Annotated in this window: 19 protein-coding genes; 10 read left to right on the forward strand and 9 right to left on the reverse strand. The window is 30.5% G+C overall.

All coding sequences use genetic code 11. The features are described from left to right. Nucleotides 1–12: 12 nt before the first annotated feature. Both kdsB and CVD18_RS09215 read left to right on the forward strand, forming a co-directional pair. Complete coding sequence (gene kdsB / locus CVD18_RS23345; protein ID WP_103865169.1) at nucleotides 13–1,857, forward strand: 3-deoxy-manno-octulosonate cytidylyltransferase; 1,845 nt, start codon at nucleotides 13–15, stop codon at nucleotides 1,855–1,857. Between the two features lie 85 nt (nucleotides 1,858–1,942). After that, nucleotides 1,943–2,494: a 1-acyl-sn-glycerol-3-phosphate acyltransferase gene (locus tag CVD18_RS09215; RefSeq protein WP_103865150.1), complete on the forward strand. Its 552-nt coding sequence runs from the start codon at nucleotides 1,943–1,945 to the stop codon at nucleotides 2,492–2,494. Here CVD18_RS09215 and CVD18_RS09220 read toward each other — a convergent pair whose 3' ends face one another. From CVD18_RS09220 to CVD18_RS09250, 7 genes are all read right to left on the reverse strand, one after another. Next, entirely contained in the window at nucleotides 2,495–2,995 is a 501-nt protein-coding gene (locus CVD18_RS09220) for a hypothetical protein (RefSeq protein ID WP_233194513.1), read from the reverse strand. It abuts the gene before it with no gap. Between the two features lie 126 nt (nucleotides 2,996–3,121). Further along, nucleotides 3,122–4,492: a mercuric reductase gene (locus CVD18_RS09225; protein ID WP_103865152.1), complete on the reverse strand. Its 1,371-nt coding sequence runs from the start codon at nucleotides 4,490–4,492 to the stop codon at nucleotides 3,122–3,124. A 290-nt stretch (nucleotides 4,493–4,782) separates the two neighbouring features. Further along, nucleotides 4,783–5,508, reverse strand: a complete 726-nt coding sequence (locus CVD18_RS09230; RefSeq protein WP_103865153.1) for a YebC/PmpR family DNA-binding transcriptional regulator — start codon at nucleotides 5,506–5,508, stop codon at nucleotides 4,783–4,785. A 129-nt stretch (nucleotides 5,509–5,637) separates the two neighbouring features. Further along, nucleotides 5,638–5,925 carry a 4a-hydroxytetrahydrobiopterin dehydratase gene (locus tag CVD18_RS09235; protein ID WP_103865154.1) on the reverse strand — a complete coding sequence of 96 codons (288 nt, stop codon included), beginning with the start codon at nucleotides 5,923–5,925 and terminating at the stop codon, nucleotides 5,638–5,640. Between the two features lie 23 nt (nucleotides 5,926–5,948). Beyond that, nucleotides 5,949–6,884: a septum formation inhibitor Maf gene (locus CVD18_RS09240; RefSeq protein WP_103865155.1), complete on the reverse strand. Its 936-nt coding sequence runs from the start codon at nucleotides 6,882–6,884 to the stop codon at nucleotides 5,949–5,951. 32 nt (nucleotides 6,885–6,916) lie between these two features. Beyond that, nucleotides 6,917–7,504, reverse strand: coding sequence for a Maf-like protein (locus tag CVD18_RS09245; protein WP_103865156.1), 588 nt, complete (start codon nucleotides 7,502–7,504; stop codon nucleotides 6,917–6,919). A 7-nt stretch (nucleotides 7,505–7,511) separates the two neighbouring features. Beyond that, complete coding sequence (locus CVD18_RS09250) at nucleotides 7,512–8,414, reverse strand: geranylgeranylglycerol-phosphate geranylgeranyltransferase (protein WP_103865157.1); 903 nt, start codon at nucleotides 8,412–8,414, stop codon at nucleotides 7,512–7,514. 235 nt (nucleotides 8,415–8,649) lie between these two features. Between CVD18_RS09250 and CVD18_RS09255 the strand changes: the two genes are divergently transcribed. Genes CVD18_RS09255 through CVD18_RS09265 form a run of 3 tightly spaced genes read left to right on the forward strand, consistent with a single transcriptional unit; the run spans nucleotide 8,650 to nucleotide 11,240 of the window. Next, nucleotides 8,650–10,047, forward strand: a complete 1,398-nt coding sequence (locus tag CVD18_RS09255) for a sensor histidine kinase KdpD (RefSeq protein WP_233194514.1) — start codon at nucleotides 8,650–8,652, stop codon at nucleotides 10,045–10,047. 51 nt (nucleotides 10,048–10,098) lie between these two features. Continuing rightward, the gene (locus tag CVD18_RS09260) at nucleotides 10,099–10,782 is read left to right on the forward strand and encodes a response regulator transcription factor (protein WP_103865159.1); all 684 of its coding nucleotides are present in this window, start codon (nucleotides 10,099–10,101) and stop codon (nucleotides 10,780–10,782) included. A 26-nt stretch (nucleotides 10,783–10,808) separates the two neighbouring features. Further along, the gene (locus CVD18_RS09265; protein ID WP_103865160.1) at nucleotides 10,809–11,240 is read left to right on the forward strand and encodes a hypothetical protein; all 432 of its coding nucleotides are present in this window, start codon (nucleotides 10,809–10,811) and stop codon (nucleotides 11,238–11,240) included. 24 nt (nucleotides 11,241–11,264) lie between these two features. On the opposite strand, the gene rlmH is transcribed toward CVD18_RS09265, so the two are convergent. After that, nucleotides 11,265–11,738, reverse strand: a complete 474-nt coding sequence (gene rlmH / locus CVD18_RS09270; protein WP_103865161.1) for a 23S rRNA (pseudouridine(1915)-N(3))-methyltransferase RlmH — start codon at nucleotides 11,736–11,738, stop codon at nucleotides 11,265–11,267. Between the two features lie 140 nt (nucleotides 11,739–11,878). On the opposite strand from rlmH, the gene nadC reads away from it, so the two are divergent. From nadC to CVD18_RS09295, 5 genes are all read left to right on the forward strand, one after another. Beyond that, nucleotides 11,879–12,736, forward strand: coding sequence for a carboxylating nicotinate-nucleotide diphosphorylase (gene nadC, locus CVD18_RS09275; RefSeq protein ID WP_103865162.1), 858 nt, complete (start codon nucleotides 11,879–11,881; stop codon nucleotides 12,734–12,736). 3 nt (nucleotides 12,737–12,739) lie between these two features. Continuing rightward, nucleotides 12,740–13,660, forward strand: a complete 921-nt coding sequence (locus CVD18_RS09280; protein WP_103865163.1) for a YihY/virulence factor BrkB family protein — start codon at nucleotides 12,740–12,742, stop codon at nucleotides 13,658–13,660. A 22-nt stretch (nucleotides 13,661–13,682) separates the two neighbouring features. Further along, nucleotides 13,683–14,243: a chalcone isomerase family protein gene (locus tag CVD18_RS09285; protein WP_103865164.1), complete on the forward strand. Its 561-nt coding sequence runs from the start codon at nucleotides 13,683–13,685 to the stop codon at nucleotides 14,241–14,243. Between the two features lie 136 nt (nucleotides 14,244–14,379). Continuing rightward, nucleotides 14,380–14,943 (forward strand): chalcone isomerase family protein, encoded by a 564-nt coding sequence (locus CVD18_RS09290; RefSeq protein WP_103865170.1) that lies wholly within the window; start codon nucleotides 14,380–14,382, stop codon nucleotides 14,941–14,943. A 172-nt stretch (nucleotides 14,944–15,115) separates the two neighbouring features. Continuing rightward, nucleotides 15,116–15,337: a DUF2147 domain-containing protein gene (locus tag CVD18_RS09295; RefSeq protein ID WP_103865165.1), complete on the forward strand. Its 222-nt coding sequence runs from the start codon at nucleotides 15,116–15,118 to the stop codon at nucleotides 15,335–15,337. On the opposite strand, the gene CVD18_RS09300 is transcribed toward CVD18_RS09295, so the two are convergent. Next, nucleotides 15,309–15,833, reverse strand: a 525-nt coding sequence (locus CVD18_RS09300) for a UPF0236 family transposase-like protein (protein WP_199185064.1), incomplete at its 5' end; no start/stop codon positions are given. The genes CVD18_RS09295 and CVD18_RS09300 overlap by 29 nt on opposite strands.

Below are 15,833 nucleotides of genomic sequence, written 5' to 3' on the forward strand. Positions count from 1 at the left end.
AAAACTATCGCAATGATACCTGCTAGGTATGCCGCAACTCGATTTCCAGGAAAATTAATGCAGGATCTTGGAGGAAAAACTGTCATAAGAAGAACATATGAAGCTACTCTTGATTCAGGGCTTTTTGATTCAGTTTATGTAGTTACAGATAGTGATATTATTTATAAAGAAATCACTTCCTATGGTGGTGTAGCCATAATGAGTAAAAAAGAGCATAGTTGTGGTAGTGATCGTATAGCAGAAGCGGTAGCAGATATGGATGTTGATATTGTTGTCAATGTTCAAGGCGATGAACCTTTTACAGATAAAGAGAGTTTAGAGAAAGTACTCAATGTCTTTTATGAAAAAGATTCTCAACGTATAGACTTAGCTAGCCTTATGACGCCAATGAACGATTGGGATGATATAATGAACCCTAATAGTGTAAAGGTTATTGTTGATGAAAATGACTATGCATTATATTACTCTAGAGCTCCGATTCCTTTCCCTAGAGATAAAGAAATAAATCACATTTATTATAAGCATAAAGGAGTTTATGCATTTAGAAAACAAGCTATTTTAGATTTTTACCGATTACCAATGCGTTCTTTAGAAGCATCAGAAAAAATAGAATGTATTAGATATTTAGAATACGGTAAGAATATTAAAATGGTTGAAACACACCATGAAGGTGTAGAAATAGACACCCCAGAAGATTTAGAAAGAGCAAAAAAAATAATTAATAAAAAAAATCTATTGAACTCAGAATCTACAATTATTTCTGATATGCCTGTTACCACGCATAAAAATTTTCCGATGGTACCAAAAGTGGTATATGGGGAAGGGGCTTTTAGTCAAACTAGTGAGATTATATCACAAGAACGAAATGGAATAGCGCCGTTTATTTATTTGATTGATGATGTTTTTGAGAATAATAAATCTTTTATAGAAGACAGAATACCATTGGCCTATACTGATGAGATTATCTATATATCTACAAAAGAAGAACCTAAAACAAGTCAGGTAGATGCCATTGTTTCTAAAATTAGAGAAGATAATCAATACACACCAAGTGGAATTATAGGAATTGGTGGAGGATCTATTTTGGATTTATCTAAGGCAGTATCAATCTTACTAACAAATGCAGGTAGTGCTTCAGACTACCAAGGTTGGGATTTGGTTAAGAATAAAGCAGTTTATCATGTAGGTATCCCTACTATTTCTGGTACAGGAGCAGAAGTTTCTCGTACAACAGTTCTTACTGGTCCAGAGCGTAAACTAGGGATTAACTCTGATTTTACTCCTTTTGATCAGGTTATATTAGACCCTGAACTGCTAAAAGATGTTCCAAAAGATCAATGGTTTTACACTGGTATGGATTGTTATATTCATTGTGTTGAATCACTAAACGGTACTTATTTAAATGCATTTAGCCAAAGTTATGGAGAGAAGGCTTTTGATTTATGTAAAGAAATTTTTCTTAAAAATAATTTAAGCAGAGAAGAAGCTGATGCTAAACTAATGATGGCTTCATGGCATGGAGGGATGAGTATTGCTTATTCTCAAGTTGGGGTCGCTCATGCAATGAGTTATGGACTAGCATATGTGTTAGGAACTAAACATGGAATTGGTAACTGTATCGTTTTTGATAAATTAGAAGAATATTACCCAGAAGGTGTTGCTTTGTTTAATGAAATGAAAGAATACCATGGTATTACTATTCCAGAAGGTATATGTGCTGATGTTACAGAAGAGCAATTAGATGTTATGACAAGAGTAGCTCTAAGTTTGGAACCTTTATGGGAAAATGCTTTAGGTAATGATTGGAAGTCAAAAATAGACGCCAATAAGCTTAAAGAAATTTATCGTTCTTTATAATTAATTTCCAGTATCTTTATAAATAAACTAGTATCCCTATATATGTTAAAACATATATAGGGATACTAGTATACAAAATAAAAAAATGAAACAGTTCTCATCCTTTATATATCACAAAATTTTGAGATGGAATATTATAGGAGATTTCAGCGCAGAAACGGTAAAGAAATGTGTGGTCATAGCAGTGCCACATACAAGCTGGCATGATTTTTATATAGGTTTATTGATAAGGCAATTAGCTGGAGTAAAAATAAGTTTTCTAGGCAAAAAAGAACTTTTTAAATGGCCTTTGGGATGGTACCTTAGAAAGGTAGGAGGTATTTCTTTAGATAGAACTCCTGGACAAAATAAAGTAGAAGCTATTGCTGGTCTTTTTCTAAAAAAAGAAGAATTGCGCTTGACTATTGCTCCAGAAGGTACGAGAAAAAAAGTAACAGAATGGAAAACAGGTTTTTATCATATAGCAAAAGCAGCCCAAGTTCCTATAATTATGGTAACTTTTGATTTTGGAAAAAAGCAAAATTTGATTTCTAAACCTTTTTACCCAACTCAAGACATAGAAAAGGATTTTAAGTATATGTATAGTTTTTTTAAAGGAGTTAAAGGGAAAGTTCCTAAGTATAGTTTTGATGTCTGATTAAAACTTAAGTATTTTTTCTTTTTGTTTTTTTTCTATAGATTTTTTTCGGGTATTTTTTCCACCAAAAATAAACTCAGTACTAGAAAAAGTAGTTCCAAAATTTTTTGTTGCATAATATAATTGAGATAATGCACTTATAACCTGTTCACTTGTGAGTTCTTTTAGTGGGTGTATATATACAGACCATAAGATTTCATTTGATATAGCATACTTTACATCCAAAGCTGAATGAAAATTAGCTGTCATAGTATCCAATAAGAGTTCTTTGTCGAGAGTATCTGATGAAGTTATGGGGGCAATGATTCTCATTCTATTATTGGTTGTGTCTGTAATACATATCATAGGTGTTTTTTGATAGATAAATTTCCAGTAGCCAGTAACTCCGCTTATAGTATCGGCATTTTGATTAATAATTTCCTGTAATTTATTATTATCCATGTTTTGAGCATATATGGCTCCCGAAAATGAAAACAAAAGGAGAAAAATTATTCTTATCATAGCTTTGTATTTGAATTATAGTTGGTTTTTGAGAAAAACATAACAAAAAAGCTTAACTATAAGCTAAGCTTTTTTACTATCTATCTAGCACAACATATTGTTAACTAACTATCTATGTCTTTAAGTTTATTTGATTCCTTGCAGTCCATCCAAGGTCCAAGGCATTAAATCAGAAACAGTAGGGTGAACTAATACTATTTTACGATATTCTTTATAGGTAATTTTTGAATGCATAATAGTAGCAAACATATTAATGATTTCATCACCACCAACTCCCAAGATAGAAGCCCCCAAAATCAGATCGGTTTCTGCATCTACTAATATTTTAACAAATCCGTTAGTTTCTCCCATTTCTTTGGCTCTACTTATTTTATTCATCGGTTTAATCGCTTTTAGCACGGTTTTTCCGCTTTTGATAGCTTCTTTTTCTGTCATACCTACTCTACCAAGAGGAGGATCGGTAAACAATCCATAAATCATGTTTCTGTCATACAATGTACGATCCCCTCCAAAAAGCTTATCTAAAACAATTTCGGCATCGTTTACTGCAGTATGGGTAAATCCACCATGACCATTTACATCTCCTACAGCAAATACGCCTTCGACCGTAGTTTCACAATATTTATCTATCTCAATAAATCCACGATTATTAGTTTTTATTCCAGTATTATCTAGATCAAGTGTGTCACTGTTTGGGGTTCTTCCTGTAGCAACCAGAACCTGATCTCCAGATAAAATTTTAGATTCTCCATTTATTTCAATGTTAACTTCTTTGTGGCTGGGTTTTTGTGTAATATTTATTGTATTAGCACTGCAATAGACATTAATTCCTTCACTTTCTATAAATTCTTTTATTGTATCTGCAACGTCTTGATCTTCTCTTGGCATTAATTGGCTATTTCTTTGTATAATGCTTACTTGAGAACCAAATCTCCTAAACACTTGAGCAAACTCAACACCTATATACCCTCCTCCAATAACTATTAAATGTTCTGGGATATTTTTTAGATCTAGTAGTCTTGCACTATCAAGCCAGTTTATAGTGTCTAAATCTGGAATTGGTGGAGCAGAAGGTCTGGTTCCTACATTAATGTATATATTATCAGCTGTATAAATCAAACCATTTACTTCAATTTTTTTAGATTCTGTAAACCTTGCTTTGCCCATAATGAGTTCTACATTTTGGGTGTTATTCATCCAAGATGTTAATCCATTGCTACTACCATTTCTTATGTTGTCCATACGATCTCTTACCTTGCTATAATCAAGAGTTAAGTTTTCTGAGTGAAAGCCGAAGAAATCACCCCTTTTTGCTTGGTAAAAAGCTTTTGCAGAGGCTACTAGGGTTTTGGTAGGAGTACAGCCATAGTTAACGCAACTACCACCAACTTTATCGGCTTCAATCACTCCGATTGTTTCATTTTTTGGGATTAATTTACCTAATAAAGTTCCTGTAGCTTGACCTGTTCCTATAATGAGATGAGAAAAATGCTTCATAAGCCTATTGATTTATGTGTTTAGTTTTTCTTATTAAATATTATTTAACAATCTAAATTTTAAATGTTTTTCTACAATTAAGCATAGATTGTTTTATTATTGAAGAGACTTACTTCTGTTAATATATATTAGCTTAGTCTAAGTCTTGTGATTTTAATAACATGTTTATAGTAAATAGTGTCTTAGATCTGTTTAAATAGGTATAAGAGATAAGTGAAGTTTATCTATAAAAAAAAAGAGTTTAGCAGATGCTAAACTCTTTAATAGTATACTGTAAAGGGGCTATGTTGTTACCCTTCAGAAGATGATTCTTCCATGGTATGATATACGTTTTGGACATCATCATCCTCTTCTATTTTTTCAAGTAACTTTTCTACATCAGCGACTTGCTCAGAAGTCAATTTTTTAGTAACCTGTGGGATTCGTTCAAATCCAGAGGATAGAATTTCGATTTCACGGTTTTCTAATTCTTTTTGAATAGTTCCAAAACTTCCAAAAGGAGCATAAATTAATATTCCATCATCATCCTGAAACACTTCTTCTGCGCCAAAATCTATAAATTCAAATTCTAGTTCTTCAGGATCTAACCCTTCTCCGTTTATTCTAAAGTTACATGTATGGTCAAACATAAATTCTACAGATCCCGATGTACCCAAGTTGCCATCACATTTGTTGAAATACGATCTGATATTGGCTACAGTTCTATTATTATTATCTGTTGCTGTTTCAACCAAAATAGCAATACCATGGGGAGCATACCCTTCAAAGAGAACTTCTTTGTAATCGCCTTGATTTTTATCAGAGGCTCTTTTGATAGCCCTTTCTATATTGTCTTTTGGCATGTTTACAGATTTTGCATTCTGAATAACAGCCCTTAGGCGAGAATTAGAATCGGGATCAGGTCCACCTTCTTTCACAGCCATTACAATATCTTTACCAATACGAGTAAACGCCTTTGCCATTGCTGACCAGCGTTTCATTTTACGTGCTTTTCTGAATTCAAAAGCTCTTCCCATTATGCTAATTTTAAAAATCTGAATACAAACATAAGTAGAAACCAAGTTTTTGACAAATGTTTATTGCTTGTCAGTTTAATATAATTTATTTAAAGAAAGGATATATTTATTTTTTTTAGAAATAATTACCTATTCACCCTCAATAATTGTATCAATGGTCTTGGCTAGTATAAAATCCTTTTCTGTGATTCCGTTGGCATCGTGAGTAGAAAGACTGATATGTAATTTACTATATACGTTTGTCCAATCAGGGTGATGTTGTAATACTTCTGCTTCAAAAGCAATCCTAGTCATTACAGAAAAAGCATCTTTAAAATCATTAAACTCAAAAGTAGTATGGATCGCATTGTCACGATATTCCCAACCATCAACATCATTTAGTTTTTTTTTTATTTCGGATTCTGATAATTTTGTCATTTTTTATTTATGTAAATTTATTATTATTTAAGTTTTAATTTAGTACGTAAAACTTCATCATTATTGCTGTTTTTCCCCCAATAAGCAGATTTAATTTTGCTAATTTTAGTTGCTTTTGTAGTAAGCTGTTTCGCATTCACTCCAAAACCACTAATAAAAGTTTCTGACCAACCTTGTATCTCATAAGGGAAAGTATTAGTAAAAGTAATACTAATACTTCTTTCTAATTCGGAGTATTCTAGAGTATATATATTGGTAGTGTCTCCTTTTTGGAGAGAAGCTCTAGCCTTGTATGCCTTAATTTCTTTATGTTTCAATCTACAAAACTCAAAAGATGGGATGACTTGAATTTCTCCTTGTGGTAGACCTTTAGGGTTGATTCTTATTTTTGTCCAAATTTCATTTTCCAGAGTAGTTTTCTCTAATTTGAATTGTTGATCTGCTTCATTTTCAAAGTAAGAATGCGATAAAACTTCAAATTCTTTTCTGTTGTTCAGTTGTGCATAAACATGTCCACACCATTCTTGCATAGAACTAGACACTTTGATGGCATGTCGATTATCTGCAACAGGATAAAAAGTACTTTGCATGATTGAATACGGATAAATTCCTGTATTAAATTTTTTGGTAGCATTCAGCTTTAATACAGGTATATTTTTAGAATATTGATCATCAGCCTTTACTTGTTCTTTTGGTAAAAAATCTTCAGTAACATAGATTAATACAGAAGTTCCTTTTCTTATTTCACCATATCTTGCTTGTTCTAATTCGTATGATGTTATTTCTGCTTCACCAGCATACCAATATTTTTTAAAATTTTCAGAAGGAGTTTTTTTTGGTTTTCTAGTGTCATTAATTGGTTGATTATCAGTGATTTTTGATTTATTTGTTGTGCTGTTACTGCAAGCAATAAAGACTAGTATACCCAATATAATAAATAGAAGGATTGATTTTTTCATAATGTATTTTTGCATTACAAAGTACAATAAAGCTACATTTTAGCAAGTTCTATTAACGTTTTGTAAACAAGATGGGTAGGGAGTCCCATTACATTAAAATAGCTTCCTTCTATAGAGGTTATTGCAATATGACCGATCCATTCTTGTATTCCATAAGCACCAGCTTTGTCTAGAGGCTTGTAAGTATTTACATAGTACTCTACTTCTTCTTCAGAAAGTTGTTTGAATTCAACTTTTGTAGTGTGATGTACTACAATAACTTGTTTAGATGTTTTGAAACATACAGAGGTAATCACCTCATGAGTATCTGCAGATAATGAATGAATCATTTTTGATGCTTCTTCCAAGTTTTTTGGTTTTCCTAGTGCTTTCCCATTATGCCATACGATTGTATCACTGGTAATCAAAATATCGTTATGTTTTATCTCTGTAAAGGCATCTACTTTTAATACCGCTAGATAATCCGAAATTTCTTCTGCTTTGAGATGATCAGGGTAAATTTCTTCAACCTCTTTAGGTTGAATAATGAAATCTAAACCGAGATCTTTAAAAAACTGTTGTCTTCTTGGTGATCCAGAGGCAAGAATTATGTTTTTTTCTTTTAATAGGTCTTTTAACATAGTTTTTTTAGATTAAAACGAATTGATAAAGAAATAAAGAAAATGATGCTATTATTAGGATTAGTTTAGAAACTAAACGTAATCTAATAAGATGTTTAGTTGTACTTGTACTAAAGCTGCTGATCATAAAATATAATAATGGAGCTATAATAAAAAACAAGACAAATAAAACAGCTTTACTGTTTGAAAAAAGATAGGTGTAAATATAATAAACCACAGAAATAATCGGTAGTAGAGTTAACAACCCAATTATTTTGGTAGCCCTGTTTTTGCCTAAAATGATAGGAATGGTTCTAATACCAATATTGTGATCTCGATCTATATTTATGCAATCTTTGAGGATTTCTCTAAGTACTACTATCATGAATGCAAAAATTGAATAATCCATAATAATAGCAAAAATAACAGATTGAGATTCTTTATTTTTTTCTGTAATTGCAGGAAGAAGGTCAAAAATTCCAACAACAATCAAGCTTAAAGCAATGAGTAATGCTGGAATAATATTTTTAATAACAATAAGTTCTTTGAGGTAGGATGCATAGATATAGAAAACTCCTGAGATTAAAATAAACAAAGCCGCAAAACCGGGTCTCTGTATAAGGTTTGCTAAATAGAATCCAATAAGAACACCTATAACATTGAAAATGATAAATAATCTGTTAGCTGATTTTTCTGAGATAGCCCCGTATAATAAGTTCTTGGGTCCAGAATTTTCTTGATCATAGATTTCTATAATAATATTACCAGCCGCTCCTATAGAGGCTGTGGCGATTAATAATAATGAAATGCCAAAGCCATTTAAAGTAATAGCAATATTAAATGGTTCAAAAAGTCCATACTTAATACATAATTGAGCAAGAACGATGATAAGTAGATTGTTGATTTTTATTAGTTTCAAATAGGGTAGCATAGAAATGATCTATTAATTAGCTCGTAAATGTAATAATTAATCCCAATTTTTAATCTATTAACATTGATACTTCCGTCTCTTATTTTTTGGGCATAATTAGATTTGTTAACGTTAATAGAGGGTTAATGGCTTTTAATTATGTAAAGGCAAATTATGTTTGTCTTACTTTTGATATAGTAACAATCAAATAAGTGAATAGTAATAAAGGAGGAGAATGTAATTTATGTAACTCTCAATGATGAAACCAAAAATTAGAATATTAATCATAACATCTATCTTAACATTATTGGCACTAACGGGTATTCAAGGATATTTGATTTATAATACTTACCAACTTAAAAAAGATGTCTTTTTAAAAGAAACAAAGAAATCAATTTCAGAGTTAGATAATATAAAAGAAATGGATTCCCTTGCAGAATTATGGTATAGTGAGTTAACAAAAAATTTATCTGAATATAGAAAACAGAAGCTTCTTAAAACAGAAATGTTTGTAGGCTTTAAACCTTTTACAGATTCTCTGAATACTGCCTTTAAGGAGTATTATGCCAAAGAAATAGAGAAAGCTAATTTGGGGTATGAATTAAAGTATAAAAAAATAATAAAAAGTATTATTATAAATGATAAAGACAAATTAGATACCGTTTTTTTTACTGAGACTGGTGATGCCTATTTTTTATTTGGAGAAGATTTTCCTGATGATGAAGGGAATGTTATAAGCAAAGCAAGATGGCTTACAGAGCATGATTTTGAAGACGATAATCAAGGTGAAATTTTCAAAACAGCGCTTAATGTTGAAATTAAAACAGAAGATGTAATCAGTATTGTGAAATGGAAGAGATTTGTTTTTGGGCAAATGGCGAGTTTATTTTTGTTTTCTGTTGTATTATTATTGTTTGTAGTAGCGTTGCTTTTTTATTCAATAAAAACAGCTATTCAACAAAAGAAAATGGCAGATGTGCGAAATGATTTTATCAATAATATCACTCATGAATTAAAAACGCCATTAGCCACCTTAAGTATTGCCTCAAAGAGTTTAAGAAATAAAGAAATTCAAAACTCACCCAACATATTTTCTAACGCATTAGATATATTAGATAGACAAAATAATAGGTTGCAAAAATTAATAGATCAGGTAATGAATAATACCTTAGGATCAAAAGACATAGAACTGCATAAAGAAAGAGTTTTGGATACAGAATATTTTAAAGAAGCGGTAGAAGACTTTAAATTATCTGTAAAACATAAAGATGTAGAAGTATATGAAAAAATAGAATATAACCCCGTATATATAAATATTGATAAATTTTTATTTACTACAGCTTTGTTTAATGTAATGGAGAATGCAGTAAAATATGGTAAAGAAAAAGTGAAGATTAGTATTCAAACAGAGTTTAAAAATAATAACTATATAGTTACGATAAAGGATAATGGTATAGGGATTTCTGAAAAAGAGCATTTTAAAGTTTTTGAGAAATTTTATAGAGTAACTACAGGCAACGTTCATGATGTAAAAGGATTAGGGCTAGGGTTATTTTATACAAATCAAATTATCAAAGCACATTCAGGGAGAATTGAAATAAAGAATAATTCTGATAAAGGAGTGTCATTCAGTATTACTATACCGATTAATTAAGGAATGACTGGTAAATACAATTAACCTTTAGAAAAAAGATTATAAAAACAAATGAAGCACATATTACTAGCAGAAGATGATTTTGATTTTGGAAGTATTTTAAAACAATATTTAGAACTACATGGCTATACAGTTACTTGGGCAAAGGATGGTGTAGAAGCTTTGCAAGAATTTTCCAAAAAGAAAATTGACATCTGTGTATTTGATGTAATGATGCCTAAAATGGATGGTTTTGTATTAGCCGAGAAAGTAGTAGATATTGATCCTGAAATTCCATTTATATTTCTTACTGCCAAGAAAATGAAAGATGATAAAATAAGGGGACTTAAGTTGGGAGCAGATGATTATATAGTAAAACCTTTTGAAGCAGATATATTAGTGCTGAAGCTCCAAAATATTCTAAAAAGATCAAAGAAAACAACACTGCCTAAAGAAGAGAGTATATCAATAGGAAATTATGAATTTATTATTAATAATCATCAATTAAAACTAAATAATGAATCACAACGATTGACAAAAAAAGAAACTATTTTGATACATTATTTATGGGTCAATAAGAATGTAATGATTAAAAGAGAAAAATTACTTAAAGATGTTTGGGGTAATGATGACTTTTTTTCAGGTAGAAGCATGGATGTGTTTATAAGTCGATTACGCAAATATTTTAAACAAGATAATAATATTACAATAGAAAGTGTAAGAGGGGTAGGGTTAACATTTAGAGTAGAACAATAACATCAATATCAATCAAAAATAAACAGATGAAGACATTAATTATTATTTTGGTAAGCTTTCTTATAGGAACTCTTACCGCAAGCGCACAAACAAATACAATAACTTCAACAGAAGAATCCACTAAAGTGGTCGTAGAAGAAGACAACTACTACAGGTCTTTTGCAGTTATTGACACAGACAAAAATCTTAAAATCAAAATAAAATTTGTAAAAGAGAAGATAAGCAATGTAAAGACCTATTTAATAGATCAATTAGGAGAAGAAAATATGAATACCGATGCAGATGAATATTCTTGGGAAAAAGGAATAGATGGAGAAGAGTTATATACAGTACAACTCAAAGGAAATCGATTAAGAATTAATATAGATAAAGAATTAGCATCAGATAAAATTATTAAAAAGTTTAAAGTAATAAGGGATGAACTGAAATTAATAACATCAAAATCAAGCAAAAATTAAATAAAAATTAAATAAAAATGAATCTTATCGATGATGATAAGGTTCATTTTTTAAAATGGTAAACCCACGATATAATTGTTCTATAAAAAATAAGCGGATCATTTGATGAGAAAAAGTCATCTTAGACAAAGATAATTTACCATTTGCTCTATTGTATACCTCAGGACTAAAACCATATGGGCCTCCTATAACAAAAATAAGCTGTTTGATTCCGCTATTCATATGTTTTTGTAATACTTGAGAAAATGCTATAGAGTCGTATTGCTTTCCATTTTCATCCAAAAGGATTAATACATCAGAATTTTCAACATAATTAAGAATTAGTTTACCCTCTTTTTCTTTCTGTTGTGATTCACTGAGATTTTTAGAGTTCTTAATATCAGGAATTATTTCAAAACTAAATTTAATGTAGAATTGTAATCTCTTGATATAGCTGTTTATAAGATCTTTCAATTCTTGGTTGTCTGTTTTGCCTATAGCAAGTAATTTAATATTCATTGATATAAAGTATTGATATGTTTTTGCTCAAAAAAGAAAGAGAATTTATAGTTTTTTTTGAAAACTAATAGAAATACGTTGTATTTCTTACTTCGTACTTCCGACTTCTTTTTTTACATTAGCAAAAATAACCATTCAATATGATTAGTGAAATCCAATTCAATAAAGAAATTGATTTAATAATAAGTAATGCAATACGAGAAGATGTAGGAGATGGAGATCATAGTTCATTAGCCTGTATTCCAGAAACAGAAACAGGAAAAGCAAAACTATTGGTTAAAGATGAAGGTATTCTTGCAGGAGTAGATTTTGCGATCAAGGTATTTGAGTATGTTGATCCCGCTATTACTGTAGAAGTAAAAATAAAAGATGGTACACTTGTTAAATATGGTGATATAGCATTTTATGTTTCTGGAAGTTCACAGTCGATTCTCAAAGCAGAACGGCTAGTGCTTAATGCAATGCAACGAATGAGTGCAATAGCTACCAAGACACATCAATTTGTAAAACTATTAGAAGGTACAGAAACCAAAATTCTTGATACTCGTAAAACTACCCCAGGTATACGAGCATTAGAAAAATGGGCAGTAAAAATAGGAGGAGGAGAAAACCATAGATTTGCACTATATGATATGATTATGCTTAAGGATAATCATATAGACTTTGCAGGAGGTATTACCAAAGCAATAGAAAAAACAAAACAATATCTTATTGATAATAATTTAGATCTTAAGATTATCGTAGAAGCTCGTAACCTCGATGAGATTAAAGAAATTTTACAGACATCGGGAGTATACAGGATATTGATAGATAATTTTGATTATGAGGATACTCAAAAAGCAGTAAAGATGATAGGAGATACTTGCCTTACAGAATCTAGTGGAGGGATTAATGAGAAAACCGTTCGTAAATATGCAGAATGTGGAGTAGATTTTATAAGTAGTGGTGCACTTACTCACTCTGTGTATAATCTTGATTTGAGCTTGAAAGCGGTGTAATATATGTCAAAACCTATAGAAGATAAACTTAATAAAATTCCTGTGATCAATGTTTTGGTCAAAGTAGGGAAGAAAATTATTCTTCCTGGTTTTGTAGGGTTGTCAATATATGATTTGATAGAAATTTATGCTATAGGGATTGTTAAAGGTACTTTTTCAGCAAGAGCAAGTGCAATATCTTGGAGTTTCTTTTTGTCTCTATTTCCTTTTTTATTATTTCTTTTGAATTTGATACCATATGTACCAATAGATCAATTTGAAGAGAATTTTTTTGAATTTGTTAATGGAGCGTTACCTAAGCAATCTTCTGAATTTTTTTCTGAAATATTTAAGGATATAGCATCAAACCCTAGAGGAGGACTATTATCTACAGTATTTGTATTGTCAATACTTTTTATGACTAATGGGGTCAATGCTGTTTTTTCTGGTTTTGAATATTCTTATCATGTAACACTTAATAGAAATTTTGTTAGACAGTATCTTGTAGCATTAGGGGTGTCTATTATTGTGGCATCGTTATTGTTAATTACAGTTATAGGAACACTGTATTTTTCTTATCTAGTAGATAATTTAAATAGAATGGGAGTCGTAGATGATACCGTTTTTTGGCTTACTATAGGGAAATATGCACTATTCGTTTTTATGATTTTTGTAACTATCGCAACATTATTTTATTTTGGTACCTCAGAAGGAAGGCAAAATAAATTCTTTTCTCCAGGAGCATTTATGACAACTCTTTTGATTATTGTAACTACTTATTTATTTGGGGTTTATATAGATAACTTCTCAAATTATAACAAATTATATGGGTCTATAGGAGCCATGTTGATTCTAATGCTGTATATATGGCTTAATGCAAATTTGGTATTATTAGGTTTTGAATTAAACGCCTCATTAAACCAGCTTAGAAAAAATTTTTATTAACTTAATATCCAAATTGTATAAAATGAAAAAATTAAGTATTTTATTTATTGTTTTTGTAACTTTTATTTCTGTTAATTCTCAGACAAAGGTAGGAGATGCTACATTGCCGAATACCGTAAAGTTTAATGAAGAAAAATTAATAATTAATGGAGCAGGAATTAGAGAAAAATTCTTTTTTGATATTTATGCTGGAGCATTATATCTAAAGAAAAAGAACACCAGTGCAAGTACAATAGCAAAGGCAGATGAAACAATGGCTATCAAGTTACATATCTTATCAGGAATGATGTCTAGAGATAAGATGGCTTCAGCATTGAGAGAAGGGTTTAAAAAATCTACAAATGGAAATCTAAAACCTTATAATAAAAGAATAGAAAAATTTATTGGATTCATTAATAATGAAATCGAGGTTGACCAAATTTATGATATAGTATATGAAAAAGGAAAAGGAAGTATAATCTATAAGGATGGAGTAGAAAAAGGATATGTAACTGGATTAGACTTTAAAGAAGCTCTTTTTAATATTTGGATAGGAAGTAAACCAGCAGATAAAGGTTTGAAAAAAGAAATGCTAGGTAATTAATAATTTATACTTTTGTCAAAAGAATAAGTAAACACGTTCTCAATATGTTGTGCATATATCCCCTGTTTAAATGGATGCACTTTTTAAATTTTTTGGAGATTATAAATTAATTACCCTAAAACATATTTATTATATAATGAGAAATAATATTTTAATAGTAATAGCACTAATTTCATTGTCCTCGCTTACAGCGCAAATTAGAGTGGGGAATGCTATTCTTCCTTATGAAGAAAATTTTGGAGGAACAGAATTAAAACTCAACGGTGCAGGAATGAGACAAGTGCTTTGGATTGATATGTATGCTGGAGGGCTTTACATGTCAAAAAGAAGAAAAGATCCAAAGGAAATTCTTGAAGTAGACGAAACTATGGCAATTAAATTAAATATTGTTTCTGGTTTTGTTACACAAAAGAAAATGATAAAAGCTGTAAAAGACGGTTTTACTAAATCTACTTATGGTAATACCGATGCGTTAGACGAAAGAATAACAAAGTTTATTAAGTTTTTTTCAGAGCCAATTGTTAAAAATGACATTTTTGATATAGTTTATGTAAAAGACAAAGGAGTAATCGCTTTCAAAAACGGAAAAGAATTAGGGGTGATTGAAGGTCGTGATTTTAAATATGCATTATTTAAAATTTGGTTAGGAGATAAACCCGCAAGCGAAGGTATAAAAAAAGGAATGTTAGGAATACAGTAAAGCTATTGTCACAGTAATAACAAAAAACGACCTGTTTATAAATAGGTCGTTTTTTGTTTTATATTGGGTGAAGAATAATAAATTATAATAAAACTATGAATTTTTGTAAAGTAATTTTTGTTTCTATTTTTTTATTTCTGGAACAATAACGGCACAGAAACAAATTGTAGGGATGTGGAAGACAATTGATGATACTACAGAAGAAACAAGGTTTATTGTAGAAATATATAAAAATGGAAATAAGTTATTTGGGAAAATTAAAAAAATACTGAATGAAGAAGAAAGGAATAATTTATGTACTGAATGTGAAGGGGTTAATTGTAATAAACAGATAGAAGGGATGGGGGTGTACGACAAATTTCCCATTATGCTGCATTTTGGCATAATTGTTTGATCCTGTGTTCTTGTTTGCTTTTATATACTACTCTTAGTTGCGCCATTTGTTGAAAACCTTCCATAGTCCATCGCTGCCCAGATAACTTCAATCGCTGTTGCAGCACATCTTTGTGAGCAGATTCTATGGCTCCCGATCCTATTATCAGCCCTTTTTCAATATATTTATGATACTGCATTCTGTCTTTATTTTTACGATAATAGTTGATCAATGTGTTTCTTTTTCCAGTTGTTTTGCGCTGTTCTGGTAATTTTTCAAGTGTTACAATAATGGGGTCAATCCCCTTGGTGAGCATCATTTCTGAGCATGTATCAATCCACTTATATCTTTGTTTTTCATCTTTATAGTAAAGTTTAGCAAATTCGCATAGATGTTCTTTACAATGATAATAATCTACAATCTGTATACTTTCAGGATAGTGTTGTTCTATCCATTTCCAAATCCACCTTGCGCCATCTGCTATAAAGACAAGAGAGTTCAGATTTTCCAAATGAGC

The organism is Aquimarina sp. I32.4, from assembly GCF_002924285.1.
In the GTDB taxonomy this organism is placed as follows: Bacteria; Bacteroidota; Bacteroidia; order Flavobacteriales; family Flavobacteriaceae; genus Aquimarina.